General features: G+C 66.9%; 20 protein-coding genes. 8 read left to right on the top strand and 12 right to left on the bottom strand.

Annotation, left to right across the window (positions count from 1 at the left end; all coding sequences use genetic code 11):
- Positions 1-70: 70 nt before the first annotated feature.
- From Herbaro_RS16095 to Herbaro_RS16065, 7 genes are all read right to left on the bottom strand, one after another.
- Positions 71-1,042 (bottom strand): thymidylate synthase, encoded by a 972-nt coding sequence (locus Herbaro_RS16095; protein ID WP_275010624.1) that lies wholly within the window; start codon positions 1,040-1,042, stop codon positions 71-73.
- Between the two features lie 231 nt (positions 1,043-1,273).
- Entirely contained in the window at positions 1,274-2,206 is a 933-nt protein-coding gene (locus Herbaro_RS16090) for a 3,5-dioxohexanoate:acetyl-CoA acetone transferase (RefSeq protein WP_275010623.1), read from the bottom strand.
- Positions 2,207-2,858: 652 nt separating this feature from the next.
- Complete coding sequence (locus tag Herbaro_RS16085) at positions 2,859-3,791, bottom strand: 3-hydroxyacyl-CoA dehydrogenase (RefSeq protein ID WP_275010622.1); 933 nt, start codon at positions 3,789-3,791, stop codon at positions 2,859-2,861.
- Positions 3,792-3,805: 14 nt separating this feature from the next.
- The gene (locus Herbaro_RS16080) at positions 3,806-4,591 is read right to left on the bottom strand and encodes an SDR family oxidoreductase (protein ID WP_275010621.1); all 786 of its coding nucleotides are present in this window, start codon (positions 4,589-4,591) and stop codon (positions 3,806-3,808) included.
- A gap of 39 nt (positions 4,592-4,630) precedes the next feature.
- Positions 4,631-7,162, bottom strand: coding sequence for a branched-chain amino acid ABC transporter ATP-binding protein/permease (locus tag Herbaro_RS16075; RefSeq protein ID WP_275010620.1), 2,532 nt, complete (start codon positions 7,160-7,162; stop codon positions 4,631-4,633).
- Between the two features lie 10 nt (positions 7,163-7,172).
- Positions 7,173-8,048, bottom strand: a complete 876-nt coding sequence (locus Herbaro_RS16070; RefSeq protein WP_275010619.1) for a branched-chain amino acid ABC transporter permease — start codon at positions 8,046-8,048, stop codon at positions 7,173-7,175.
- A gap of 179 nt (positions 8,049-8,227) precedes the next feature.
- Entirely contained in the window at positions 8,228-9,514 is a 1,287-nt protein-coding gene (locus Herbaro_RS16065; RefSeq protein ID WP_275010618.1) for an ABC transporter substrate-binding protein, read from the bottom strand.
- A gap of 505 nt (positions 9,515-10,019) precedes the next feature.
- Here Herbaro_RS16065 and Herbaro_RS16060 point away from each other — a divergent pair.
- The gene (locus Herbaro_RS16060; RefSeq protein ID WP_275010617.1) at positions 10,020-10,724 is read left to right on the top strand and encodes a GntR family transcriptional regulator; all 705 of its coding nucleotides are present in this window, start codon (positions 10,020-10,022) and stop codon (positions 10,722-10,724) included.
- 19 nt (positions 10,725-10,743) lie between these two features.
- Here the strand turns inward: Herbaro_RS16060 and Herbaro_RS16055 are convergent, their stop codons facing one another.
- Positions 10,744-11,052: a hypothetical protein gene (locus Herbaro_RS16055; RefSeq protein WP_275010616.1), complete on the bottom strand. Its 309-nt coding sequence runs from the start codon at positions 11,050-11,052 to the stop codon at positions 10,744-10,746.
- Between the two features lie 254 nt (positions 11,053-11,306).
- Here Herbaro_RS16055 and Herbaro_RS16050 point away from each other — a divergent pair, with 254 nt between their 5' ends.
- On the top strand, positions 11,307-11,948 hold the full coding sequence (locus Herbaro_RS16050) for a DedA family protein (RefSeq protein ID WP_275010615.1): 642 nt from the start codon (positions 11,307-11,309) through the stop codon (positions 11,946-11,948).
- A 63-nt stretch (positions 11,949-12,011) separates the two neighbouring features.
- On the opposite strand, the gene Herbaro_RS16045 is transcribed toward Herbaro_RS16050, so the two are convergent.
- Together Herbaro_RS16045 and Herbaro_RS16040 are read right to left on the bottom strand one after the other, a co-directional pair.
- Positions 12,012-13,130: an NADH:flavin oxidoreductase/NADH oxidase gene (locus tag Herbaro_RS16045; RefSeq protein WP_275010614.1), complete on the bottom strand. Its 1,119-nt coding sequence runs from the start codon at positions 13,128-13,130 to the stop codon at positions 12,012-12,014.
- 239 nt (positions 13,131-13,369) lie between these two features.
- A complete protein-coding gene (locus tag Herbaro_RS16040) occupies positions 13,370-15,175 on the bottom strand; it encodes an ABC transporter transmembrane domain-containing protein (protein ID WP_275010613.1) in 1,806 nt (601 codons plus the stop codon).
- Between the two features lie 313 nt (positions 15,176-15,488).
- Here Herbaro_RS16040 and egtD point away from each other — a divergent pair, with 313 nt between their 5' ends.
- Positions 15,489-16,463, top strand: coding sequence for an L-histidine N(alpha)-methyltransferase (gene egtD / locus Herbaro_RS16035; RefSeq protein WP_446719276.1), 975 nt, complete (start codon positions 15,489-15,491; stop codon positions 16,461-16,463).
- A gap of 85 nt (positions 16,464-16,548) precedes the next feature.
- On the top strand, positions 16,549-17,790 hold the full coding sequence (gene egtB, locus Herbaro_RS16030) for an ergothioneine biosynthesis protein EgtB (protein WP_446719338.1): 1,242 nt from the start codon (positions 16,549-16,551) through the stop codon (positions 17,788-17,790).
- Here egtB and Herbaro_RS16025 read toward each other — a convergent pair whose 3' ends face one another.
- Together Herbaro_RS16025 and leuA are read right to left on the bottom strand one after the other, a co-directional pair.
- Positions 17,791-18,960: an NnrS family protein gene (locus tag Herbaro_RS16025; protein WP_275010611.1), complete on the bottom strand. Its 1,170-nt coding sequence runs from the start codon at positions 18,958-18,960 to the stop codon at positions 17,791-17,793.
- 169 nt (positions 18,961-19,129) lie between these two features.
- Entirely contained in the window at positions 19,130-20,833 is a 1,704-nt protein-coding gene (gene leuA / locus Herbaro_RS16020; protein WP_275010610.1) for a 2-isopropylmalate synthase, read from the bottom strand.
- 708 nt (positions 20,834-21,541) lie between these two features.
- Between leuA and Herbaro_RS16015 the strand changes: the two genes are divergently transcribed.
- From Herbaro_RS16015 to Herbaro_RS16000, 4 genes are read left to right on the top strand one after another with little or no spacing between them, the layout of a single operon-like run.
- Complete coding sequence (locus Herbaro_RS16015; protein ID WP_275010609.1) at positions 21,542-22,183, top strand: paraquat-inducible protein A; 642 nt, start codon at positions 21,542-21,544, stop codon at positions 22,181-22,183.
- Positions 22,180-22,914 carry a paraquat-inducible protein A gene (locus Herbaro_RS16010; RefSeq protein WP_275010608.1) on the top strand — a complete coding sequence of 245 codons (735 nt, stop codon included), beginning with the start codon at positions 22,180-22,182 and terminating at the stop codon, positions 22,912-22,914. Before Herbaro_RS16015 ends, Herbaro_RS16010 begins: the two co-directional genes overlap by 4 nt.
- Positions 22,911-24,533 (top strand): PqiB family protein, encoded by a 1,623-nt coding sequence (locus Herbaro_RS16005; protein WP_275010607.1) that lies wholly within the window; start codon positions 22,911-22,913, stop codon positions 24,531-24,533. The genes Herbaro_RS16010 and Herbaro_RS16005 overlap by 4 nt, the downstream gene beginning before the upstream one ends.
- Positions 24,533-25,162: a PqiC family protein gene (locus tag Herbaro_RS16000; protein WP_275010606.1), complete on the top strand. Its 630-nt coding sequence runs from the start codon at positions 24,533-24,535 to the stop codon at positions 25,160-25,162. Before Herbaro_RS16005 ends, Herbaro_RS16000 begins: the two co-directional genes overlap by 1 nt.
- Positions 25,163-25,228: the final 66 nt, after the last annotated feature.

Raw genomic sequence — 25,228 nt, 5'->3', positions numbered from 1 at the left:
GGCGCGCAGCCGTCCATTGTTGCGGCACGATCGCCGGCGCGATGCCGGTGATCGAGGGATCAGGGGATCGTCACACTGCCATCGGCGCGGTCAGCGGCGCGTGATGCTGGTAGTTCTCAAGGGAGAAGTCGCCGGGCTCGACCTTCTCCAGCCACTCCGGTTCATACTTGCCGGTCGCCGCGAAATCGGGAACGCGGTCGGCAATGACCAGTTGCGGCGCGGGGAAGGGGTCGCGCTTCAATTGTTCGGTCACCATCTCGATGTGATTCTCATAAATGTGGGCGTCGCCCACGAAATACGTGAACCAGCGCGGCTTGTAGCCCGTCAGGCGGCCGACCAGGTGCAGCAGGGCCGCGCCTTCGGCCAGGTTGAACGGCGTGCCCAGGCCGATGTCGTTGCTGCGCACGTAGAGACACAGCGAAATTTCCTTCGTGGCCTGGTTGGGCAGGAACTGGTAAAGCAGGTGGCAGGCGGGAAGGGCGACTTCGTCCAGCACCGCGCAGTTCCAGCCGTGGAAGAGGATGCGGCGGCTGCTCGGGTTCTTGATGATGGTGTCCAGGCACTCGCGCAACTGGTCCACGGCCTTGTACAGCAATACCTTGTCCTGGCCGTTGTCGGTCAGCGTGGAGACGATGCTGAAGCCCTTGCTGCGGGCCGCCTCGATCTGCGCCGGCTGGTTGGCGTCGATCACCTTGTAGGCGGGCCATTGGCGCCACTGTACGCCGTAGACCGGTCCCAGGTCGTCCGTCCCCGCGCGGAAGGGGTTCGCCAGCCACTCGGCGTTCTCGTTCGCGTTCTGGTCCCAGACCTTGCAGCCCAGCTCGCGGAAGGTGGCGGCGCTGCGCGTGGCGCGCAGGAAGCCCACCAGTTCGCCGACCACCGACTTGAAGGCCAGGCGCTTGGTGGTCACCGCAGGGAATCCCTTTTGCAGGTCGAAACGCATCATCGCGCCCGGCACCGAGAGGGTGCGAACGCCGGTGCGGTTCTCTTGCCAGCTGCCGTTGTCGAGGACGTCTTGGATCAGGTCTTGGTATTGTTTCATCGGGGTGTGCGGAGTGTGCAGTGTATCGCCGGGGACGGCCATTGGCATGAGGCAATGGCGCGCCGGGCATGAATCGGATGGGGGAGATTGTAGCCTATCGTGCCTGCCCCGATCGGGAACGCGCGCCATGTTGCCGTCCTGGCAAATGCCGGCGCCGAGGTCACCGTCGACCCCAAAAGAAAAAGCCGGAGGCGGCGAACCGCTCCGGCTTTCGTGGCCCCTCGACGCGAATCAGAAGGCGACGTTGCTGCCGCCCTTGAGCTTGAGCATTTCGCGCGCGTCATCGGGCGTGGCCACTTCCAGCGACAGCGCCTCGATCACGGTGCGGATGCGCCTGACCTGGTCGGCGTTGCTCTTGGCCAGCTGGCCCGGGCCGTCCCACAGCGAGTCTTCCAGGCCGACGCGGGTGTGGCCGCCGATCGCCGCCGACATGGTGGCGATCGGGATCTGGCCGCGGCCGGCGCCCAGCACCGACCAGAAGTAGTCCTCGCCGAACAGGCGATCGGCGGTGCGCTTCATGTGCATCACGTCTTCCACGTCGTTGCCGATGCCGCCGCGCAGGCCGAACACCGACTGGATCAGGAACGGCGGCTTGATCAGGCCGCGGTCGATGAAGTGGGCCGCGGTGTAGAGGTGGCCGATGTCGTAGCACTCGATCTCGAAGCGGGTCTGGTTGGCGCTGCAGGATTCGAGGATGTAGGCGATGTCCTTGAAGGTGTTGCGGAAGATGCGGTCGTCCGATTCGGCGAGGTAGGGCTTTTCCCAGTCGTACTTGAAGTCCTTGAAGCGGCCCAGCATTTCGTACAGGCCGAAGTTCATCGAGCCCATGTTGAGCGAGGCGACCTCGGGCTTGAGCTGCAGCGCCGGCTGCAGGCGCTCTTCCACGCCCATGGTGGGGGCGCCGCCGGTGGTGAGGTTGATCACCACGTTGGACTTGGCCTTGATGCCGGGCAGGAATTTGCGGAACTCGTCGGGGTCTTGCGTGGGCTTGCCGTTCTGCGGATCGCGCGCGTGCAGGTGGACGATGGCGGCGCCGGCTTCGGCCGCGCCCAGCGCGGCGTCGCGGATTTCGTCCGGCGTCACCGGCAGGTAGGGCGACATCGAGGGGGTGTGGATGGCGCCGGTGACGGCGCAAGTGATGATGACTTTGCGGGGTTTGGCCATGCTTGTGCTCCTTTGGGTGTTTGTTGTGTTGGTGGTTTTGTTTGTGTTGCTGTGTTCTTTTTTCGTTGCTTGTTGTTCTTTGTTAGTTGTTCGTTGGGTAGTCTGGTCTTGTCGCGTGTTAGTGCACTGGTTTTGTTGCGTAGCCTCTCCAGGCTGAACGGAGCGCCGGGGGCGGCCCGGCAGCCGCTCACTTTTCTTGTCTCGCCAAGAAAAGTAAGCAAAAGAAGCGACCGCTACTGCCCAGCCCCTTCGGGGTTCCCGCAGTAATCGCTCAAAAAATGGGAGCGGGAGAGTCGCTTCGCTCCGACTCCCGCTCTGATCCATTTTTTGAGCGATTACTGCGGCTGGGCAGAAGCGGACTGCGTGTCCGGCTCGCCTGCGGCCTCGCGTTGCCCCTTACTCGCCTTCGGCATTGGTTTCTTGGCACGCTGCCTTCTTTAATCCGTCGTCCCCGCGAAAGCGGGGACCCAGTGACGTCTGTCATGCCTCGACGAAAGTCACTGGATCCCGGCCTTCGCCGGGACGACATTGCGATGGTGACGTCAAACTCCGCGCGTCCAGGTTGTCTCACTACCTGTCGTCCCGGCGCAGGCCGGGACCCAGCGTCGTTCGTCGCACATCCGCACCCGTCACCAGCGCGCAGGAGGCAATATCACGTCGGCTGCTTGCGCTTGTGCGCCACCAGCCCCATCAAGCGGTTGTCGCGCCAGCGCGCGCGTTCGCCCAGCTTGGCGGCCGGCAGCGCGGCGCGTCTTTCCTTTTCGATCTTCTCCAGCGTCTCGGGGCGCCATTCGTTGGGCGGCTGGGTCTTGGCGACGTCGCGGTAGGTGTGGCCGTAGCGCTTCGCGTAATCCAGCACGCCTTCGGGGGCGTTCAGGTCGATGGTTTCGAACGGGCCCATGAAGGACCAGCGCAGGCCCAGGCCGTCCTTCAGCACCTTGTCCAGGTCCTCGGAGGAAGCATAGCCGTTTTCATAGAGATTGAGCGCCTCGTTCAATACCGCGCCCTGGATGCGGTTGAGCAGGAAGCCGGTGATTTCCTTGTTGAGCACCACCGGCGACTGGCCGGCGCGGGTGTAGATGTCGCGCGCGCGTTCCACCGTCGATTTCGAGGTCCAGGGCGCCGGCGCCAGTTCCACCAGCGGCACCAGGTAGGGCGGGTTGACCGGGTGCGCCACCAGGATGCGGTCGCGGCCCGGCAACTGCTCTGAAAAATCGGAGGTCGGGATCCACGAGGTGGAGCTGGTGAGGATGGTGCCGGGCGCGGCCAGCCGGTCCATTTCGGCGAAGATATCGCGCTTGACCTCGACCGTCTCCTTCACGTTTTCCTGCACCAGCGCGGCATTCCTGAGCGCATCGGCCAGGCTGGTTGCGGGCTTGATGCGCGCCAGCACCACCTCTACGCTTTCCTCGATCAGGCCATGCGCGGCCAGGTCGCCGACGTTGTCGCGCAGCAGTTGCTGGCAGGCCTGCAGCGCCTGCGGCACGGCGTCCCAGATGGCGACGTTGAAGCCGGCCCGCGCGAATACGATGGCCCAGGCGCGGCCGATCAGGCCGGCGCCGACGACTGCGATCTTCTCGCTCATGTTCTGCCTCCGCTTCAGCTCAGGGTTTCGACGTTGCCGCATACCGACAGGCTGCGGCCGCTGATGGCGGCGCCGGCCGGCGAGCAGATGAAGATGATCTGGTTGGCGATGTCCTCGGCGGTGACCATCTGGCGCATCGACACCTTGGAGAGCACGCGCTCGCGCATCTCTTCATGGTCGATGCCGTAGGAGGCCGCCTTGGCCGCGATCACGCGCTCCTGGCGGGCGCCTGCCACCACGCCGGGCAGCACGGCGTTGACGCGGATGTTGTCCGGGCCCAGTTCGATGGCCCAGCTTTCGGTCAGGCCGATGATGCCGTACTTGGAGGCCGAATACGGCGTGCGTTGCGCGAAGCCCAGGCGTCCGGCCACCGAGGAAATGTTGACCAGCGAGCCGCCGCCGTTCTTCTTGAGCATCGGCACCGCGCGCCGCGCGCACAGGAAGGGGCCGGTCAGGTTGACGGCGATGGTCTGGTCCCAGGCCGGCAGGTCGACTTCTTCCAGCGGCGCGGTGGGGCCGGCGATGCCGGCGTTGTTGACCAGGACGTCCAGTTTGCCGTCCCAGCGCTGGGCCAGCTCGGCGAACATGGCGTCGACCTGCTTCTCGTCGGTGACGTCGGTGTGGCTGTAGCTGACCGGGGCCTGGCCGAACTGCTGGCGCGCGGCGTCGAGGAAGTCGTCGCTGACGTCGCAGATGTGCACTTGCGCGCCGGCTTCGACGAAGGCGGCGGTGATGGCCAGGCCGATGCCCTGGGCGCCGGCGGTGACGATGACTTTCTTGTCCTTGAGGTTCAGATCCATGATGCGTGAGTCCTTGTTACGGTAAAAAGAGGGAGGGAGCTACAGCCAGAGAATCTTCTTGCGGTAGGCCAGGTCGGTCAGCAGCGGCTCGGCCGGGCCGGTATGGAACACCGCGCCGCGTTCCAGCGCGAACACGCGGTCGGCCAGCGCCAGCACCAGGTCGAGGTTGTGCTCGACGATGACGATCGAGACTTCCCGGCGCAGCTGGTCGAAGACCGTGAACAGTTCCTGCACCACCGCCGGGGCCAGGCCTTCGAAGGGTTCGTCCAGCAGCAGCAGCTTGACGTTGCCTGACAGCGCGCGCGCCACCGCCACCATCTGCTGCTCGCCGCCGGAGAGGAAGTCGGCGTGGGTGTGCAGGCGTTCCTTGAGGCGGGGGAAGTACTGCAGGATCTTCTCCTCGCTCCAGGCCACGCCGTCGTCGCCGCCCTTGCCATCGGTCTTGCGCGCCAGGCGGCCCAGCGCCAGGTTCTCGGCCACCGTCATGCCGGCGAACAGGCCGCGTCCCTGCGGCACATAGCCGATGCCCAGGCGCGCGATGTCGGGCGCGGCCAGGCCGGCGATGTTGCGGCCGTTGTAGCGGATCGATCCAGAGGCCGGCTTGAGCAGGCCGGTCAGCGCCTTGAGGAGCGTGGACTTGCCGGCGCCGTTGCGGCCCAAGAGCGCCACGATCTCGCCCTGGCGCACTTCCAGCGTGGCGTCGTTGAGGATGTGGCTCTTGCCGTAGAAGGCGTTGACCTGATCGAAGGCCAGCAGCTGCGGCCGCTCCTGCGCGTCGCCGGCGATGCGGCCGGTGACCGGCGGCGTGCCGTGGCCGGTGTAGATCTCCTGCACGCGGGTATCGGCGCGCGCCTGGTCGGGCGTGCCGGCCATCAGCACGCTGCCCTGGTTCATCACCGTCACTTTCTGCGAGAAGCCCAGCACGCGGTCGATGTCGTGCTCGACGATCAGCACCGGGATGTTGGCGGCGATGATCTTCACCAGCCGCGAGACGCGCTCGCGCTCGGCCGCGGCCAGGCCGGCCAGCGGCTCGTCCATCAGCAGCACGTGCGGCTTGGAGCCCAGCGCGATGCCCAGGTCCACCAGGCGCTGGCCGCCGTAGGAGAGTGCGCCGCCTTCGATCTCGTCGATCCCCTTCAGGCCCAGGAAGCGCATCAGCTCGTCGGTCTCGGCGTGGATTTCGGGGTAGCTGTCGACGTCGGTCCACATGTTGTAGCGCGAGGCGTGGCGCGCCTGCAGCGACAGCCGCAGGTTCTCGTAGATCGACAGGCCCTTGAACAGGTTGGTGATCTGGAACGAGCGCGCCAGGCCGCGCTGGCAGATCTGGCTGGGCGGCAGGCCGGCGATTTCCTCGCCGTTGAGTTTCACGCTGCCGCCGCTGGGGGCGAACATGCCGGAGATCAGGTTGAAGGTGGTGGTCTTGCCGGCGCCGTTGGGGCCGATCAGCGCGTGGATCTCGCCGGCGTGCAGCGCAATCTGCGCGTTCTTCACCGCCTGGATGCCGCCGAAGCGGATCTCGATGTCCTTGGCTTCCAGCACCAGTCCCTGCCGCGCCGGCGGCTGCAGGAAGGCCGGCAGCGGCAGGCCGTCGACGATCTGGCGCGCGCTCATGGCCGCGCCCACTTCCGGCGGCGGCCGCAGGCGGCGGGCGAGCTGGCGCCAGATGCCGACCAGCCCGGTGGGCGAGAACAGGATGAAGCCGACGAAGGCCAGGCCGAACCAGAGCAGCCAGTTCTCGGTCCAGATCGACAGGCATTCGCGGAACAGGATGTAGAACAGCGCGCCCAGCGCCGGGCCGAGGAAGCTGCGCATGCCGCCGATCACCACCATCGCCAGCAACTCGCCGGAGAAGGCCACCGAGGTCGGCTCGGCCGAGGCGAAGCGGTGGTGGAAGGCCAGTAGGCCGCCGGCCAGGCCGGTCACGCTGGCCGAGATGATGAACATCTGCAGCTTGTAGACGATGGTGGCGTAGCCCTGGAAGCGGGCGCGCTGCTCGTTCTCGCGGATGGCCACGATGGTGTGGCCGAAGGGCGAGCGGATCACCCGGTGCAGCGCGTACAGCACCAGCCAGGCGATCACGCTGACGAAGACCAGGTAGGGCACCGACCGGTCGAGGTCGATGCCGGCCAATGCGGGCCGCGTGATGCCGCCCAGGCCGGATTCGCCGCCGGTGAAGTCGGTCCAGCGGAAGGCGATGGCGAAGGTCAGCGCCGACAGCGCCAGCGTCAGCAGCGAGAAGTAGACGCCGCGCCGGCGCAGGATCAGGAAGCCGATCACCGCCGCGCACACCGCGATGAAGGCGATGGTGAACAGCAGCGGCAGCACGATCTGCCCCGGGAACCAGTATTTCTGCGACAGCGCCGCCGCATAGGCGCCCACGCCGAACCAGGCGCCGTGGCCGAACGAGGTCAGGCCGGTGTAGCCCACCAGCAGGTTCAGGCCCATGGCGGCGATGGCGTAGATCACCACGTCGGTGGCCGAGGTGGTGGTCAGGCCCAGCAGTTGCAGGACGAAGGGCGTGACGACCAGCGCCGCCGCCGCGATCCACAGGGGTTGATGTTTCTTGTTCATTGCGGCCTCGTCATTCGAATCGTTCGATGCGCTCGCCCAGCAGGCCGCGCGGGCGGAAAATAAGCACCAGCAGCATCAGCAGGTACATCGAAGCCTCGCCGGCCGGCGCGTAGAACTGGATGGTGATGCCGCGCACCACGCCCACCAGCACGGCGGCCAGCACCACGCCCCAGAAGCTGCCCAGGCCGCCGATCACCACCACCACGAAGGCGGCGGTCATGATCTCGGCGCCCATGGCCGGATGCACCCCGGAGATCGGCGCGAACAGTACCCCTGCCAATGCCGCCAGGCCCAGGCCCAGCATCACGATGGCGGTCATGTAGGGCTGCAGCCTGATGCCCAGCACCGCCACCATGTCGGGCTTTTGCACGCCGGCGCGCACCACGCGGCCGAAGGAGGTCTTGTTGAGCAGCAGCCAGATCAGCGTCAGCGCCGCCAGCACCACCGCCAGCATCAGCAGGCGGTACTTGGAATACATGAAATCGCCCACCATCACCTGGCCCTTGAAGGCCGGCGGGATCGAGGCCGGCAGCGGCGAGGCGCCCCAGACGATGCGGATCAGCTGCTCGGCCACCATCGCCAGGCCGAAGGTCAGCAGCAGGCCGAGGATGGGATCGGCCGAATAGAAACGGCGCAGCAGGAAGCGTTCGAACAGGATGCCGGCCAGCGCCACCAGCAGCGGCGAGATCACGATCGCGCCGGCGAAGCCGAGGTGCCTGGTGATCTCCACGGCCAGGTAGGCGCCGATCGCGTAGAAGGCGCCGTGCGCCAGGTTGACGATGCCGCCCAGGCTGAAGATCAGCGACAGGCCCAGCGCGATGAGCAGGTAATAGCCGCCCACCAGCAGGCCGTTGAGGATTTGTTCGAGCAGGAAAACGATTTGCATTGATGCTCCGGGAAAACGCAGCCGGGGTCCTGACGATCAGGCGCGGCGGTTGCGTAGAACGCCACTGGGCCCCTGCTTTCGCAGGGGCGACGGAGGACGGAAATCAGACAGCCTGTCGTTCCTGCGAAAGCAGGAACCCAGTGGCGTTTGTCATGCGTCCGCTCTGCCTGGTGCAACGATCAGGTGAACTTACAAGCGTTCTCCTGCATCGTCGGCGCGATTGATTCCAGCGACCCACCCGGCCCCGGCACGGCCGCGCCCAGCTGCAGGAAGTCCCACTGGTCCTTGGCCTTGCCTTTCGGCTTGGGCGAGAGCGTGTACATCTCCTGCAGCAGCTGGTGGTCCCAGGCGCGATAGGTGCCCTTGCGCGCCTTGAGCACGTCGACCTCGGCGCCTTTCTCGAAGTACTCGATGAGCTTCATGGTGTCGAGCGACTTGGTCTCCGTGATCGCCTGCACCACCGAGCGGAAGGCGACGTATTCGCCCCAGGCCTGGTTCTCGGGCGGCTTGCCGTACTTCTTGATGAAGGCGGCGACGAAGGCCTTGGCCGAAGGCGCGTCGACGTCGTGGTGCCAGGTGGTGGGCCAGGTGCCGGCGAAGTTGTCGGCACCGGCTCCCCAGGCGGCCACGGTGTCGAAGCCGAAGCCCGACATCGGGAACGGCAGGCCGAATTCGGAGTACTGCTTGATGAAGTTGGTGATCTGGTTGCCGGCCAGGTTGGAGATCACCAGGTCCGGCTTGGCCTGGCGGATCTTGAGCAGGTAGGGGCTGAAATCGGTGGCGTCGGTGGGCACCAGTTCATCGTTGGCGATGCTGCCGCCGTTGGCGGTGACGAAGACCTTGGCGGTGCGCAGCAGGTCGTGGCCGAAGGCGTAGTCGGCCGTCAGCGCGTACATCTTCTTGCCCTTGATCAGGCCGTTCTGCAGCAGCTGCTGGCCACAGGCCTTGACGTAGGTGGAGTTGGCCGCCTCGATGTGGAACATGAACTTGTTGCAGCTCTTGCCGCGCAGTTCGTCCGAGTTGCAGCCGGTGTTCATGAAGATTTTCCGGTTGCGCTGCGCCACCTGGGCGATGCCCAGCGCGGAGGCCGAGGAGATCTCGCCGATCAGCACCGCGGCGCCGTCGCGCTCCAGCAGGCGCTGCGCCTTGGAGGAGGCGGTGGGCGGGTTGACCGAGTCTTCCGAGATCAGCGTCAACTGGCGGCCCAGCAGGCCGCCGGCCTTGTTCTGTTCTTCCACGGCGAGGTTGATGCTCATCACCGCGTATTCGCCCATGGGGCCGAGGAAGCCGGTGCGCGGGGTCAGGTGGCCGATGATGATCTTGTCCGACTGCGCCCTGACGATGGCGGGGAAGCCCAGCGCCGAGGCGCCGGCCACGGCGGCGCCGGCTTTCAGGATGCTGCGGCGGCGCGGCGAGGCGGGGTCGTGCGCTGCGTGGTTCTGGTCCTTGCTGTTGTCTTGCTCCATGGTGCGATCCTCCTAAATGTCCGGCCGCAGCCGGTGTCTCGTGGGAACTGCTTTTTTTGAGCATTGCAGCCGGACTGGCGCCGGCTTGTTGCAGCAGCAGGGTGGAGCGGCCGAGGCCGGCCATTCGCGCGCATCGAGGGTCGGGCCTGGCGGAGAGGCGGCGAGGCCGGCCGCGCGGGTGTCGCGAGGCCGGCGCTTGCCGGAATGCAGCGGTATCTCCTGGGGCCGTCACCGCCGCGGCGGCCTGTTGGGTGAAACCCCCACGCCGCCGCGCCGATCCGTTTTTTTATTCTGCTGATGTCATTTATTTGACATGTGATCAAATGTATTCGATAGAATCACTAGCGTCAACGGGCAATCGCGCCGCTGCCGGAGGGCAATTCCGGCGGCATCGCCGGCCGCCGCGCGCGGGTGCGCGCCTGTGGGCCGGCCCGGCAGGGTGCTGCCGGCGCCTCTTAGCCTCTTGGCCTCTTATATAATCCGCGAAAATTTTTCATCTATCGCCATGGATCAGACCTTAATCGCCGACCTCTCCAACATGCGCAAGATCCAGCACGCCACGCTCTCCGAGCGGGTGTACCAGGATTTGTGCGGGCTGATCCAGGCCGGCCAGGTGCGGCCCGGGCAGAAGCTGACCCTGAAGGGTTTGGCCGACGCCCTGGGCACCAGTCCCATGCCGGTGCGCGAGGCGGTGCGCCAGCTGGCCGCCGAGGGCGCGCTGGAGATCCTGCCCAACCGCGCCATGCGGGTGCCGCTGATGACCAAGGACAAGTTCCGCGAACTGCTCAAGATCCGGCTGGCGCTGGAGGGCCTGGCGGTGGAGCACGCGGCCGCCGCCATCGGCCGCGACGGCCTGAAGGAGGTGGCCGACCTGCATGACAGCCTGTGCGTGGAGATGAACCGCAAGAAGCCCAACGTGGACGTGATCATCCGCCTGAACAAGGAACTGCACTTCGCGGCCTACCAGGGCTCGGGCATGCCGACGCTGGTGGCGCTGATCGAGGGGCTGTGGCTGCAGGTGGGGCCGGTGATCAACCTCGACCTGCGCGCCGGCTCGCGGCGGCTGTCGGAGGCGCCGGCGCTGTTCCATCACGGCGTGCTGCTCAAGGGCTTGCAGGACGGCTCGCCGGAGAAGGCGCGCGAGGGCCTCTCCGGCGACCTGTTGAGCGCCGCGCAGATGATTCTGGCGGGGGATGGCTTGCCCGACTGAGGCCGCGGGCGCGGCCGCATCAGCAATGACGGTCGAGGTCGTAGGTCGCCCGCAGCAAGGCGCGGCGGCGTTCCAGTTCGCGTTGGCGCAGGCTGCGCTGGCGCTCCCTTTGCGCATTGCCGCGCATGCTCCAGCCGAAGGCCAGCAGCACCGCCGACAAGGGCAGCAGCGCCACCGCCGCAGCTAGCATGTCGAGGTTGGCGCGCTGCAGGATCTCGCGCAGCGTGCCCGAGAACACGCACGCCAGCACCGTCATGCCCACCGCCGCGCCGGTCATCGGCAGGGCATCCATGTATTTGTCCAGTATCGTCATCAGTTTGCGTTTCATGATCGGCTCCAAGGGTCGGGAATAAGGTCGGCATCGCGGGGGCGCCACCCGCTTGAACCAGGTATCGGAGCCGCGCCCGACAACTTGCGGGTCGGGGCCGGTAAAGAAACGTAAGAATCGGTGAGGGCGGCTTTGCAATACGCACGGCGCGCGCAATCCCTTGCCCGGCGCGGCTTTGCGGCGCCCCATGCTGCGCGGCACAAGAGGCGCGCGCGCAGTTGGTACAATGCCCCTTTCTTTTTCACGCGGGCGCCATGGACATCCTCTTGTTTCTCGTCGACTTCATCGTTCACATCGACCGCCACCTGGCGGAGCTGGCGGTTTCCTACGGCCCCTGGCTGTTCCTGATCCTGTTCCTGATCATCTTTTGCGAGACCGGCCTGGTGGTCACGCCCATCCTGCCGGGCGATTCGCTGCTGTTCGTGACCGGCGCGCTGGCCGCCACCGGCGCCTACGATGTGCACCTGATGGTGCTTACGCTGATCGTGGCCGCCATCCTGGGCGACAGCACCAACTACCAGATCGGCAAGATGCTGGGGATCAAGGTGTTCGACAAGCCGAACTCGCGCATCTTCAAGAAGGAGTACCTGGACAAGACCCACGCCTTCTTCGAGAAGCACGGCGGCAAGGCGATCATCATCGCCCGCTTCGCGCCCATCGTGCGCACCTTCGCGCCCTTCGTGGCCGGCGTGGGCGCGATGACCTATTCGCGCTTCTTCCTCTTCAACGTGATCGGCGGCATCGCCTGGGTGGCCAGCTTCACCTATGCCGGCTTCTTCTTCGGCAACCTGCCCATCGTGAAGAAGAACCTGAGCCTCCTGATCGTGGCCATCGTGGTGCTGTCGATCCTGCCGGGGATCATCGAGTACATTCGCCAGAAACGCCGCCCCGGCTGAGGCCGGCCGCGGGCAAGAAAAAGCCACCGCATGCGGTGGCTTTTTTTTCGGCATCGGAGCGGCTCAGTCGAGCTCGGCGCCGTAGTCCACGTCGGTGCGCAGCGGCGTCTTGCTCGACGCGGCGCGCACATATTGCGGCGGCCAGGCGACGTTCTCGCGCAGTTGGTCGGCGGCGTGCAGCGGCCAGTACGGATCGCGCAGCAGCTCGCGCGCCAGCAGCACCAGGTCGGCCTGGCCGGTGCGCAGCACGTGCTCGGCCTGGATGGCGTCGGTGATCATGCCCACCGCGCCGCTGGCGACCTTGGCCTCGGCGCGCACGCGCGCGGCGAACTCGGTCTGGTAGCCGGGGCCGACCGGGATCGGCGCGACCGGCAGGTTGCCGCCGCTGGAGACGTCCACCAGATCCACGCCCAGCTCGCGCAGCCTGGACGAGAGCTGCACGGTCTCGTCCGGCGTCCAGCCGCCCTCGACCCAGTCGGTGGCCGACAGGCGCACCAGCAGCGGCAGTTCATCGGGCCAGACGGCGCGCACCGCGGTCGTTACCTCGAGCAGGAAGCGGATGCGGTTCTCGAAGGAGCCGCCATATTGGTCGGTGCGCTTGTTGGACAGCGGCGAGAGGAATTCATGGCCCAGGTAACCGTGCGCGCCGTGCAGTTCGATCAGCTTGAAGCCGGCCTGCAGCGAACGCCGGGCGGCGTCGGCGAAGGCCTGCACCAGGCGCTTGATTTCGTCGGCGGTCAGCGCGTGCGGTTCGGTATAGGTGGTGTCGAAGGCCAGCGCGGAAGGCGCCACCGGCAGCCAACCGCCCTCGGCCGCCGGCACGCTGCCGGGCGTGCCGTCCCAGGGGCGCAGCGCGCTGGCCTTGCGGCCGGCGTGGGCCAGCTGCACCGCCGGCACCGAGCCTTGCAGTTCGATGAAGCGGGTGATGCGGCGCAGCGGCTCGATGTGCTCGTCCTTCCAGATGCCCAGGTCGGCCGCGGTGATGCGCCCTTCGGGCGTGACCGCGGTGGCTTCGAAGATCACCAGGCCGGCGCCGCCGACGGCGCGGCTGCCCAGGTGGACCAGGTGCCAGTCGTTGACGAAGCCGTCTTGCGCCGAGTACTGGCACATGGGGGAGACGGCGATGCGGTTGGGCAGGGTGACGCCGCGCAGCTTCAGCGGCGAAAACAGTTGGCTGCTCATGGGAAAACTCCTGTCAGGCGGTGGTTGTTCTGTGTGCTGGGTTGGATTGCAGCAGGCAGTCTATTGGATTTTGGAGAATCGCGTTGGCGCGAGGGGCATTGTCTAATATGCCACCTTGGTCGTCCCTGCGAAAGCCGTGACCCAGTGTCGTTCGGTGCTTCGTGCCACCCTCGGTTGAGCGCCACAAACGTCACTGGGTCCCGGCTTTCGCCGGGACGACGGAGAAGAGGATTAGGGTTTTACTGCACGTTGAATTGCAGCGCCGCCAGGCTGGCATACAAGCCATCCAGCGCGATCAGCTCGGCATGCGTGCCGCTTTCGACGATGCGCCCGTGCTCCAGCACGATGATGCGGTCGGCGCGCTGCACGGTGGCCAGTCGGTGCGCGATGACCAGCGTGGTGCGGCCGACCATGGCCGCTTCCAGGGCCGATTGCACCAGCCGTTCGGATTCGGCGTCGAGCGCGCTGGTGGCCTCGTCCAGCAGCAGCAGCGGCGGGTTCTTGAGCAGCGCGCGGGCGATCGCGATGCGCTGGCGCTGGCCGCCGGACAGGCGCACGCCGCGTTCGCCCAGGAAGCAGCCGTAGCCGTCCGGCAGGCGTTCGATGAATTCGTGCGCGGCCGCCATGCGGGCGGCGGCGATCACTTCGGCGTCGCTGGCGCCGGGGCGGCCGAAGCGGATGTTCTCCATGGCGTCGGCCGAGAAGATCACGGTGTCCTGCGGCACGATGCCGATGGCGCCGCGCAGCTCCTGCAGCGTGAGGAAGCGGATGTCGACGCCATCCAGGCGGATCGCGCCCGATTGCGGATCGTAGAAGCGCAGCAGCAGCTGGAACAGCGTGGTCTTGCCGGCGCCGGAGGGGCCGACCACAGCCACCGTCTCGCCCGGCTTGACCTGCAGCGACAGCTGCGACAGCGAAGGACTGCCGGGACGCGAGGGGTAATGGAAATCCACGCCGGCAATCTCGAGCGCGGCGCCGTTGGCGGTGCGCGGCGGCAGTCGCTCGGGCAGCAGCACCGACTGCACCGGCGAACGCGCGGCCAGCAGGTCGAGCAGGCGCTCGGTGGCGCCGGCGGCGCGCTGGGTGTCGCCCATGACTTCCGACAGCGCGCCCAGCGAGCCCGCCACCAGCGAGGCGTAGAGGATGAACTGGCCCAGCTCGCCGCCGCTCATGCTGCCGCGCATGACCGCATGCGCGCCCAGCCAGAGCACGAATACGATGGCGCCGAACACCAGCAGGATGGCCGCCACCGTCAGCACCGAACGCGCGCGGATGCGCAGCATCGCGGTCTCGAAGGCGCGCTCGACCGAGGCGCCGAAGCGCCGCGCCTCGATCTCTTCGTGGGTGAAGGCCTGCACGGTCGGCATGGCGTTGAGGATCTCGCCGGCCATGGCCGAGGCGTCGGCCACGCGGTCCTGCGAGGCGCGCGAGAGCTTGCGCACGCGGCGGCCGTAGAACACGATGGGCAACACCACCGCCGCCAGCATGACGATGATGATGGAGGTCAGCGTGGCGCTGGTGATGAACAGCATCGCCATGCCGCCCAGGAACAGCAGCGCGTTGCGCAGCGCCATCGAGATGCTGGTGCCGACCAGGGTCTGGATCAGCGTGGTGTCGGCGGTCAGGCGCGAGAGCACCTCGCCGGTCTTGGTGGTCTCGAAGAACTCCGGGCTCTGCTGCACCACGTGCGCATACACCGCGCCGCGCAGGTCGGCGGTGACGCGTTCGCCCAGCCAGGACACCATGTAGAAGCGCAGCGCCGTGGCCACCCCCAGCACGCAGGCCACGCCGAACAGCGCGATGAAATACAGGTTGATGTGGGCCGCGCTCTTGCTGCCGGCGGCGCCGAAACCAAGGTCGATCATCTGCTTGAACGCATAGGGCACGGCCAGCGTGGCGCCGGCCGCCACGATCAGGGCCAGGCCGGCCAGCAGGAATTGTTTCTTGTAGGGCGCGAGGAAAGGCGCGAGGCCGCGCAGCGCGGCCAGGGTGCTTTTATTTGCTGCGGGGGCCGGGGTTGCGGATGAGCTTGGCGTCGATGGCATGGAGGCTGGGTGGCGAGGGCTGGTGTGGGGTAATGGTGGCATGCGGCCGGACTTGTCGTTTCGTCCATGTTTGCTGCCGCAGGGAAAATCTCATTGCCGCGTTGAACCACCGCGGTGCGCTTCAGTCGGAAACTTCATAAGTAAATGCAGGCTGCTTATAATGCACTGTCCGTGAGGGCGAGGCAGAGTGTAGCGCAGAGTTTCCCGGCGCACATGGCCTGCGCCGGCCGCAACGCAACGGACAGCCGGCATTCGCAATGGCGTCGCAACTGCAGGACACCCCAACCGCAGCATCAACGGCAAGGAGACCAGCTTGGCCCAACTCGCGCGATTGACCCAACGGCCCTGGCAGCAGACCCCGGAAGACTGGGAGATCCGCGCCGAACTCGAGGCCGGACTGACGGCGCAGGACGCCGTCATTTCTCCCAAATATCTCTACGATCCCCTGGGCAGCAAGCTGTTCGAGGCGATCTGCGAGTTGCCGGAATACTATCCCACCCGCACCGAGGCGGAGATCTTCGCGGCCCATGCCGGCGACATCGCCGCGGCGGTCGGCGCCGGCGTCACCCTGATCGACCTGGGCGCGGGCAATTGCGCCAAGGCGGCCCGGCTGTTCCCGGCGCTCAAGCCGCGCCAGTACGTGCCGATCGACATCTCGGCCGAATTCCTGCACCAGGCGGCGGACGGCTTGCGCCAGGCCTTCCCGGAGATCCCGGTCAACGAAGTGGCGATGGATTTCTCTTCCTCGCTGGAATTGCCGGCCACCGTCAACCGCGATCGCCGGCTGTTCTTCTACCCCGGCTCCTCGCTGGGCAATTTCGATCCCGGCCAGGCGCTGGACTTCCTGCGCCGCATGCGCCAGGCGCTGCAGATCGGCGAGGCCGGCGGCGTGCTGCTGGGGCTGGACCTGGTGAAGGACGCCCGTGTGCTCGATGCCGCCTACGACGACGCGCTGGGCGTGACGGCGGCCTTCAACCTGAACATGCTCAACCACGTGAATCGCCTGATCGGTGCCGACTTCAACGCGCGCGACTGGCGCCACCTGGGTTTCTACAACGCCGCGCGTCAGCGCGTGGAAATGCATCTCGAGGCGCGGCGCGACCTGATCGTGCGCTGGGACGGCGCACGCCGCACCTTCCGCCAGGGCGAGCGCATCCACACCGAGAACAGCCACAAGTTCACGCCGGAGGACATCCTGTCCCTGCTGGAACAGGCCGGCTTCGGCGAGGCGCGCATGTGGTTCGACCCGCAGCGCTGGTTCGCGGTATGCCACGCGCGGGCGCGCTGAACGGAGCACACTGATGACGCGCAATGCCAGCATGCTTGTCGACGCCGCCACCGAAGCGGCGATCGACGCCGTGATCGACGCCGCCATGCAAGAGGTCAACCACCGCGCGCGCGATTGCCTGAGCGACCGCTTCCGGCGCGTGCGGCGGCAATCGCAGGCGATCGCCGAGCCGCTCTCGGCCGAGGACTGCTGCGTGCAATCGATGCCCGACGCCAGCCCCATCAAGTGGCACCTGGCGCATACCACCTGGTTCTTCGAGACCTTCATCCTGGAACGTTTCGAGTCCGGTTTCCGCGCCTTCCATCCGCAGTTCCGGGTGCTGTACAACTCTTACTACGAGGGTGTCGGCGACAAATTCCCGCGTCCCCAGCGCGGCCTCCTGACGCGCCCGGCGCTGGACGAGGTGCAGGCCTACCGCGCCGATGTCGACCGTCGCATGCTGCTGCTGATCGATGAGATGGAAACCCTGGCCGAGGGCGGCGAGGGAAACCGCCTGGCGGAGTTCCTGGCCTTGCTCGAGCTGGGGCAGCAGCACGAGCAGCAGCACCAGGAACTGATGCTCACTGACGTCAAGCACCTGCTCTCCATCAATCCGCTGCAACCGGCCTACCAGGAGCTGCCGGAACTCGCGCAGGCCGGCGACCCGGCCGAACTGCCGCTGCAGTGGCATCGCATCGAGGCAGGCGTGGTCGAGATCGGGCATGCGGGAGAGGGCTTCTGTTTCGACAACGAGACGCCGCGTCACCGGCAGTTCGTCGAGGCCTACGAGTGCGCCTCGCGGCTGGTGAACAACGAGGAGTACCAGGCCTTCGTCGAGGCCGGCGGCTATGCCGATCCGGCGCTGTGGCTGTCCGAGGGCTGGGAGTGGCGCAAGCAACTGGCGCTGGAGCATCCGCTCTACTGGCGGCGCGATGCCGACGGCCGCTGGCGCGAATTCACCGAATACGGCCTGCAGGCGCTGGAGCCGCACCGCGCGGCGGTGCACCTGTCGTACTACGAGGCCGACGCCTATGCCCGCTGGGCCGGCGCGCGGCTGCTGAGCGAAGCCGAATGGGAACACGCGGCGGGCCGGCTGCAGGGCAGCGGCCGCGAGTTCTTCGGCGTGGCCTGGCAATGGACCGGCAGCAGCTATGCGCCGTACCCCGGCTTCGCCGCGGCCGAAGGCGCGGTCGGCGAATACAACGGCAAGTTCATGGTGAACCAGTACGTGCTGCGCGGTTCATCGGCGGCCACGCCGCTGAACCACGCGCGCCTGACCTATCGCAACTTCTTCCCGGCCCATGCGCGCTGGCAGGTCACGGGGATACGCCTGGCGCGCTCGCCCTGATCAGTTCAGCCGGGGACGCAGCAGCAGCGGCGCGTAGCGCAGCGCGAACAGCGCGAACGCCAGCGTCCAGCAAGCGGCCGACAGGCTCAAGAGCCGGGGCGCCGGCATGAGCGCCGCGGCGATGCGCAACAGCGCGGCGGCGCTGATGGCGGCATAGATCCATGCCGTCATGCGGTCGGCCGCCAACGGGCGGCCGGTGTGCCCGAGCGACACCCGCGTCATCACGCCCAGCACCATGGTGCCCATCGCGCCGGCGGTGAGCGCGTGGACGGCCGCGACCTGCAATCCCGGCGCGCCCAGCTGGCTCACGCCCAGCAAGGCTGCGCCGGCGACCAGCCACCCATATCCCAGATGCAGGATCGCCAGCAGCGGCTCGGCCAGCGCCGCGCGGCCTGCCCAGCGCCACAGGCGCCACAGGTTCAGCGTGGCGGCGGCGATGAGGAGGATGCCGATCATCCGCAGCTGCGGCAGCACCGCCCAGGCCAGCAGCCCGGCATGCAGCGTGGCGGTGGCCGCGACGTCGAGCGCGCGGGTGCTTGCGGGCAGGATGGGGCTGCGCCTGGCCGCGAGCCAGTTGCGTGTGAAGGCCGGGATGATGCGCGCGCCGATCACCGCCATCAGGATGCTCACCGCCGCCAGCGCCAGGCGCCAGCCCAGGCCGTCGGGGATGGCGAAGCCGGCTTGCCTGAGGTGCATCAGCAAGCTGGCCGCGCCCAGCACGGCGACCGGGATCGGCATCGGCAGGTTGCGGCGGTTGCCGCCGGCGATGATCTCGCGCCAGGCCAGCGTGCACAGCAAAACGGGAAAGGCGATATCCAGCGCCGCCGCCAGCCACCAGGGCATGAATTGCGACAGCGCGCCGCTTATCCGTCCGGCCAGCCATACCGCCGCCAGTGCTCCCAGCAGGGCGCCGCGCACGGGCGGGCGGCCGGTCCAGTTAGGGATGGCGGTGAGCAGGAAGCCGGCGATAGCGGCCAGGATCCAGCCGAACAGCATCTCATGGATGTGCCATGACAGCGGATCGAAGCGGCTGGGCAGCAGCAGGCCGCCATGCAGCATGCCCGTCCAGAGCGCGACGCAGACGGCGGCCCACAGGCTGCCGAAGAGGAAGAAGGGGCGGAACGCCAGCGTCAGCAGCGTGGCGTGCCAGTGGGGGTTGGATTGAGGCATGCGCGTTCCCGTTGTCCGGCCAGCGCCGATTGTAGGCGGCACCCGGTGATGCGGGTTTGCGCTGGCGCAAGGCAGGCGCGATCCGGTGTCGCCAAAAGAAAAACGCCGGCCTGTAGGCCGGCGTTTTTTTCAGGAGCCGTCGCCGGGATCGCCGGCGGTTTTTCCGTGATCAGGCCGCCTTGGCGCGCGCGGAGCCGCCCTGGTTGGCGCTCTCGCCGATGGCGATCTGGCGGTTGACGGCCGACAGCACCGCCTTGAAGGAGGCGGTCACGATGTTGGCGTCGATGCCCACGCCGAAGCCGGTCGGCGCTTCGTTCAGGCGCAGCTCGATGTAGCTGGCGGCACGGGCGTCGGCGCCGGCGCCGATGGCGTGCTCATGGAAGTCCATCAGCTTGATGTCCAGGCCCAGCGCATGCACGAAGGCGTCGATCGGGCCGTTGCCGCTGCCGCGCACGGTGACCGGCTGGCCGTTGCGCACGATGTCGACCTCGATGTTGATCGACTCCGCCTTGGACGTGTCTTCCGACATGCGGTGCGCGCGGTAGACGTAGGGCTCACTGTGGTCCAGGTACTCGCGCTTGAAGATGGCGTAGATGTCGGCGGCGTTGATTTCCTTGCCGGTGGCGTCGGCCTCGCGCTGGATCGCGCGCGAGAATTCGATCTGCAGGCGGCGCGGCATGGCCAGGCCGTATTCCTGTTCCAGCAGGTAGGCGGTGCCGCCCTTGCCGGACTGGCTGTTGACGCGGATCACCGCATCGTAGCTGCGGCCCAGGTCGGCCGGGTCGATCGGCAGGTAGGGCACTTCCCAGATGGCGCCTGCCTCTTGCTTGGCGAAGCCCTTCTTGATCGCATCCTGGTGCGAGCCGGAGAAGGCGGTGAACACCAGGTCGCCGACGTAGGGGTGGCGCGGGTGCACCGGGATCTGGTTGCACTCCTCGACCACCTGGCGCACCACGTCGATGTCGGAGAAGTCCAGGCCCGGGTGCACGCCCTGGGTGTACAGGTTCAGCGCCAGCGTGACCAGGTCGACGTTGCCGGTGCGTTCGCCGTTGCCGAACAGGCAGCCTTCGACGCGGTCGGCGCCGGCCATCACGGCCAGCTCGGCCGAGGCGACGGCGGTGCCGCGGTCATTGTGCGGGTGCACCGAGATGATGGCGCTGTCGCGGTACTTGATGTTGCGGCACATCCATTCGATCTGGTCGGCGTAGACGTTGGGGGTGCTGCACTCGACGGTGGAGGGCAGGTTCAGGATGATCTTGTTCTCGGGCGTCGGGCCCCAGACGTCGCAGACGGCGTCGCAGATGTCCTTGGAGAAGTCCAGCTCGGTGGTGCTGAAGGATTCCGGCGTGTACTCGAAGCGCCACTGGGTTTGCGGGCGCGCCTCAGTCAGTTCCTTGACCAGCTTGGCGCCGGTGACGGCGATGTTCTTGATTTCGTCCCGCGACATGTTGAAGACGATCTTGCGGAAGGCCGGCGCCACCGAGTTGTACAGGTGGACGATGGCGTTCTTGGCGCCTTCCAGCGATTCCACGGTGCGCCGGATCAGTTCTTCGCGCGACTGCGTCAGCGCGATGATGGTGACGTCGTCGGGAATGCGGTTCTCGGTGATCAGCTGGCGCACGAAGTCGAAGTCGGTCTGCGAGGCGGAGGGGAAGCCCACTTCGATTTCCTTCAGGCCGGTCTTGAGCAGCAATTCGAAGAAGCGCAGCTTGCGCTCGGCGTTCATCGGCTCGATCAGCGCCTGGTTGCCGTCGCGCAGGTCGGTGCTCATCCAGATCGGCGGGGTGTCGATGACCTTGGACGGCCAGGTGCGGTCGGGCAGGTCGATGGCGGGGAAGGCGCGGTACTTGGCGGCGGGGTTGCTTAACATCATGATGAACCTCTTTGGTCTTTGATTCGTGAATTCTCGGTAGCGACGGACGTCAGATGTGGCCGGTAGGGTTGCCTGGCTGCCACGTGCGCGTGGCCAGGCAACCCGTCATAGAGCCAGAAGCGGGAGGTCTCCCTGCGCGCCGCGCGGGGCGTGCTGTCTGCGGATTGTCATCGGCTTGGAGTGCATGATGGCTTCGCGGGTTTCGCTTGTTCTTGCTGCGACGGCGTATGTGCGCGTCGCTGCGGGATTGGTACTGCCAGGGGACTGCGGATATTTTTTTGCTTGCCGGCGCGCGTGGATTCAGCGGACTTTCGGCAAACCGGCCACGACGTCGATTAACGCGAGGCGGGTAGTAGCGACACTGGTAGCAACGCTAGCAGGGCGCCGGCGCTGTTCAGTAGTAGGAAGAATTGTGCTGCGGAAGTCATTCGATGACTTTAGAAGATTGCCGCTTGGCTTGTCAAGCGCTATCTTCTTTACAAGCGCAAATGCGTTCCGTCCTGCAATATGTTTGTTGTTAGAATCGTCAGCTAATTTACCGTTCAGTCATTAATTCCCGGCCCTTCATTGGCGCCAATTGGCCGGAATCCTTGCAATCATTGAACGCGATGCGCCGATTTCGCTCAAAATGAAGCGCTGCAATATCGCCCGCGCGGCCTGGCCGCTTCGGCGCCAATAACAATAGCCGGAAAGCAGAACCGTTCATCCATGCAGAAACGCCCGGACCTCATCGTTTGCGAAGAATGCGATGCCGTATATCACCGCCCCCGGCTGGGGCGCTGTGAGATCGCGCGCTGCCAGCGCTGCAATGCCGAGCTCGACCGCGACACCGGCAACCGCCTGGAACGCCTGCTGCCGCTGACGGTCGGCGCGCTGGTGCTGTTCGTGATCGCCAACGTGTTCCCCATCGTCACCATCGAACTGCAGGGCCTCTCCAGCGACACCACGCTGATCGGTGCGGTGATGGCGCTGGCGCGCGACGGCATGTCGGAGGTGGCGCTGCTGGTCACGGCCACCACCTTGCTGTTCCCGCTGATCCAGATGCTGGTGCTGTTCTACCTGCTGCTGCCGTCGTCCCGGCTGGAGCGGCCGCCCGGCTTCGTGCTGCTGCTGCGGCTGATGCAGGCGGCGCGGCCGTGGGGCATGATCGAAGTATTCATGCTGGGCATCCTGGTGGCGCTGATCAAGCTGTCCAACATGGCCGAGGTGATTCCCGGTCCGGCGCTCTGGTCGTTCGGCGCGCTGACCGTGCTGCTGACGGTGGTGGTTTCGTTCAACCCGCGCTACATCTGGCATATCTGCGAGCAGAAGCAGGCGCTGCGCGATGAAGTCAGGGAGCACTCGGCATGAGCGCCCACGCGCACACGGACGCCCTGCGCGGCCATGCCGGCGCGGCCGCGCCGGAGCAGGCGCAGGTGCGGGATGCGGCCGACCTGAACGTGATCGGCTGCCATCATTGCGGCAGCGTCTGGGAGGATGCGCGTCCCAACGAGCGCTGCGGCGTGTGCGACGCGCCGCTGCACGTGCGCAAGATCGACAGCCTGAACCGCACCTGGGCGCTGCTGATCGCGGCCTGCATCATGTACATCCCGGCCAACCTGATGCCGGTGATGATCACCCGCACGCTGTTCGACGAGCAGCGCGACACCATCCTCTCCGGCGTCATCTATTTCTGGACTTCCGGCGAGTGGGGGCTGGCGCTGGTGGTGTTCGTGGCGAGCTTCCTGGTGCCGCTGTTCAAGCTGGCCGCGCTGACCGTCCTGGTGCTGTCGGCGCGCCGGCGCAGCAGCTGGCAGCGGCCGCAGCGCGCCAAGCTGTACCGCGTGATCGAGGTGATCGGGCGCTGGTCCATGCTGGACGTATTCGTGGTCTCGGTGCTGACCGGGCTGGTGAAGATCCACGGCTTCGCCGACGTCCACGCCGGCATCGGCATCGCCGCCTTCGGCGCGGTGGTGGTGCTGACCATGCTGGCCTCGCTGTCCTTCGATCCGCGCCTGATCTGGGACGACCAAGACCGCACGCACCGCGCCGGGACGCCGGCCGATGCGCAAGACAATGAAAAACCTGAAGGAACCCAATGACTGATCCGCACGACGAAAAACCGGCGCTGCTGCAGCCCAGGCGCGAGCGCCGGCGCAACTGGCTGCCTTCGCTGGTCTGGCTCATTCCCATCATCGCGGCCGTGGTCGGCCTGACGCTGGTGGCCAAGATCCTGGTCGACCGCGGCCCCATCGTCACCGTCAGCTTCCGTTCGGCCGAGGGCCTGGAGGCGGGCAAGACCAAGGTCAAGTACAAGGATGTGGACATCGGCCAGGTGCAATCCATCAAGCTGGCCGAAGACCGCTCGCACGTGCTGGTGTCGATCCAGCTGACGAAAGAAGCCTCGGGCTTCGACGCCGAGGATACGCGCTACTGGGTGGTGCGTCCGCGCATCGCCGCCTCCGGCATTTCCGGCCTGGGCACGCTGCTCTCGGGCGCCTATATCGGCGTGGACGCCGGCGCCTCCGGCGAGACCAAGAAAGACTTCGTCGGCCTGGAGCAGCCGCCCATCGTCACGCGCGACGCTTCCGGTCGCCAGTTCGTGCTGCACACCGACGACCTCGGTTCGCTCGACATCGGCACCCCGGTGTTCTACCGCCGCATCAAGGTCGGCCAGGTGATGGCCTACGACCTCGATGCCGATGGCCGCGGGGTGACGCTGCGCGTCTTCGTCAATGCGCCCTACGACAAGTTCATCACGCTGAACTCGCGCTTCTGGCACGCCAGCGGGTTCGACATGGAACTCAACGCCAGCGGCTTCAAGCTGCATACGCAGGCGCTGTCGACCGTGGTGCTGGGCGGCATCGCTTTCCGCGACCGCGATGAGGACGAGAAGAGCGCGCCGGCCAAGGAAGGCACCGAATACCAGCTGGCCGAAGACGAGACCTCGGCCATGAAGGACCCCGACGGCGCGCCGCAGACCGTGCTGCTGTACTTCGACCAGTCATTGCGCGGCCTGCAGCCGGGCGCCACGGTCGACTTCCGCGGCGTGGTGCTGGGCGAGGTGAAGACCATCGGCATCGAGTACGACCGCGCCAAGGGCGAGTTCCGCATGCCGGTCACGGTGCAGATCTATCCGGATCGCCTGGGCCGGCGCTTCAGCCAGGAAGTGGCGACGCCGCGCTATTCGCATGCCGAGCGGCTGAAGTTCCTGGTCAAGCGGGGCCTGCGCGCCCAGCTGCGCAACGGCAACCTGCTGACCGGCCAGTTGTACGTGGCGATCGACTTCTTCCCCAAGGCCAAGCCGGTGCAGATTGATGTCGCCAAGACGCCGCTGGAGCTGCCGACCATCCCGGGCAGCCTGGATGAGCTTCAGACCCAGCTCTCGGAGATCGCCGGCAAGCTGTCCAAGGTGCCGTTCGACGAGATCGGCCGCGACCTGCAGACCACCGTCAAGCAGCTCAACCAGACCCTCAGCACGGCCGAGCAGACCGCCGCGCGCATCAACAACGACATCGCGCCGGAGATGAGCGCGGCCATGAAGGATGCGCGCAAGACCTTGAACGCCGCCGAGCGCACGCTGTCCGACGACGCCCCGCTGCAGCAGGACATCCGCCAGACCATGCAGGAGCTGTCGCGCGCGGCGGCCTCGATCCGCGTCCTGACCGATTATCTGCAGCAGCACCCGGAATCGCTGATCCGCGGCAAACAGGAGCCATGATGCCTATCAACAAAAGAACACGTCTGACATCACTGGCCGTCGCCGCGCTGGCCTCGGCGCTGCTGGCCGCCTGCGGCAGCTCGCCGCCGGCCCAGTTCTACACGCTGGCGGCGCCGCCGGCCGGCGCCGGCGCGCAAGCCGCGCAAGGGCCGCAGACCTTCATCGAAGTCATGCCGGTGGCGGTGCCGGACCGCCTGGCGCGGCCGCAGCTGGTGGTGCGCAGCGATGCCGCACGGGTCGACGTGCTGGAGCAGGAGCGCTGGTCCTCGCCCTTCAACAGCGAGCTGCGTGACGCGCTGGCGGCGGGCGTGGCCAGCCGTCTCGGCGCCATCGACATTTCCCGCAGCGGCCGCCCGGCCGACCAGGTCAGCTACCGCATCGCGGCCGAGTTGCGCGATCTGGACGCGGTGCGCGGCGGCCAGGTCCAGGCCAGCTTCGGCTGGACCGTGACGCGTTCGGACGACCGCAAGAGCGCCGTCTGCCGCATGACGGTGGTCACCCCGGTGACCGGCGCGGCCGTAGGCGATGTGGTGCTGGCCATGCAAAAGGCGGTGGCCGATGTGGCCGACGCCATCGCCGCCAATGTGCGGGCCTTGCAGGCGGGGCAGGGCGCCAAGTGCGCCGGCTGATGTCTTGACGTAAAGCCGTCGCCCATGAAAAAGCCGCTTCCCCGGAAGCGGCTTTTTGTTTGCGGC

Source organism: Herbaspirillum sp. WKF16 (assembly GCF_028993615.1).
Classification (GTDB): Bacteria; Pseudomonadota; Gammaproteobacteria; order Burkholderiales; family Burkholderiaceae_D; genus Herbaspirillum.
Note: the sequence above shows the minus strand (reverse complement) of the source record. Positions and strands in the feature narration are given on the sequence as shown.

Bases quoted from the DNA above. Each gene is read 5' to 3' on its own strand.
- Herbaro_RS16015 (WP_275010609.1), top strand. From the start codon at position 21,542: ATGCAGAAACGCCCGGACCTCATCGTTTGCGAAGAATGCGATGCCGTA.
- Herbaro_RS16075 (WP_275010620.1), bottom strand. From the start codon at position 7,162: ATGAACAAGAAACATCAACCCCTGTGGATCGCGGCGGCGGCGCTGGTC.
- leuA (WP_275010610.1), bottom strand. From the start codon at position 20,833: ATGATGTTAAGCAACCCCGCCGCCAAGTACCGCGCCTTCCCCGCCATC.
- Herbaro_RS16045 (WP_275010614.1), bottom strand. From the start codon at position 13,130: ATGAGCAGCCAACTGTTTTCGCCGCTGAAGCTGCGCGGCGTCACCCTG.
- Herbaro_RS16065 (WP_275010618.1), bottom strand. From the start codon at position 9,514: ATGGAGCAAGACAACAGCAAGGACCAGAACCACGCAGCGCACGACCCC.
- Herbaro_RS16040 (WP_275010613.1), bottom strand. From the start codon at position 15,175: ATGCCATCGACGCCAAGCTCATCCGCAACCCCGGCCCCCGCAGCAAAT.
- Herbaro_RS16070 (WP_275010619.1), bottom strand. From the start codon at position 8,048: ATGCAAATCGTTTTCCTGCTCGAACAAATCCTCAACGGCCTGCTGGTG.
- Herbaro_RS16090 (WP_275010623.1), bottom strand. From the start codon at position 2,206: ATGGCCAAACCCCGCAAAGTCATCATCACTTGCGCCGTCACCGGCGCC.
- Herbaro_RS16005 (WP_275010607.1), top strand. From the start codon at position 22,911: ATGACTGATCCGCACGACGAAAAACCGGCGCTGCTGCAGCCCAGGCGC.
- Herbaro_RS16095 (WP_275010624.1), bottom strand. From the start codon at position 1,042: ATGAAACAATACCAAGACCTGATCCAAGACGTCCTCGACAACGGCAGC.
- Herbaro_RS16080 (WP_275010621.1), bottom strand. From the start codon at position 4,591: ATGGATCTGAACCTCAAGGACAAGAAAGTCATCGTCACCGCCGGCGCC.
- Herbaro_RS16060 (WP_275010617.1), top strand. From the start codon at position 10,020: ATGGATCAGACCTTAATCGCCGACCTCTCCAACATGCGCAAGATCCAG.
- Herbaro_RS16055 (WP_275010616.1), bottom strand. From the start codon at position 11,052: ATGAAACGCAAACTGATGACGATACTGGACAAATACATGGATGCCCTG.
- Herbaro_RS16085 (WP_275010622.1), bottom strand. From the start codon at position 3,791: ATGAGCGAGAAGATCGCAGTCGTCGGCGCCGGCCTGATCGGCCGCGCC.
- Herbaro_RS16050 (WP_275010615.1), top strand. From the start codon at position 11,307: ATGGACATCCTCTTGTTTCTCGTCGACTTCATCGTTCACATCGACCGC.
- Herbaro_RS16010 (WP_275010608.1), top strand. From the start codon at position 22,180: ATGAGCGCCCACGCGCACACGGACGCCCTGCGCGGCCATGCCGGCGCG.
- egtB (WP_446719338.1), top strand. From the start codon at position 16,549: ATGCAAGAGGTCAACCACCGCGCGCGCGATTGCCTGAGCGACCGCTTC.
- Herbaro_RS16025 (WP_275010611.1), bottom strand. From the start codon at position 18,960: ATGCCTCAATCCAACCCCCACTGGCACGCCACGCTGCTGACGCTGGCG.
- Herbaro_RS16000 (WP_275010606.1), top strand. From the start codon at position 24,533: ATGCCTATCAACAAAAGAACACGTCTGACATCACTGGCCGTCGCCGCG.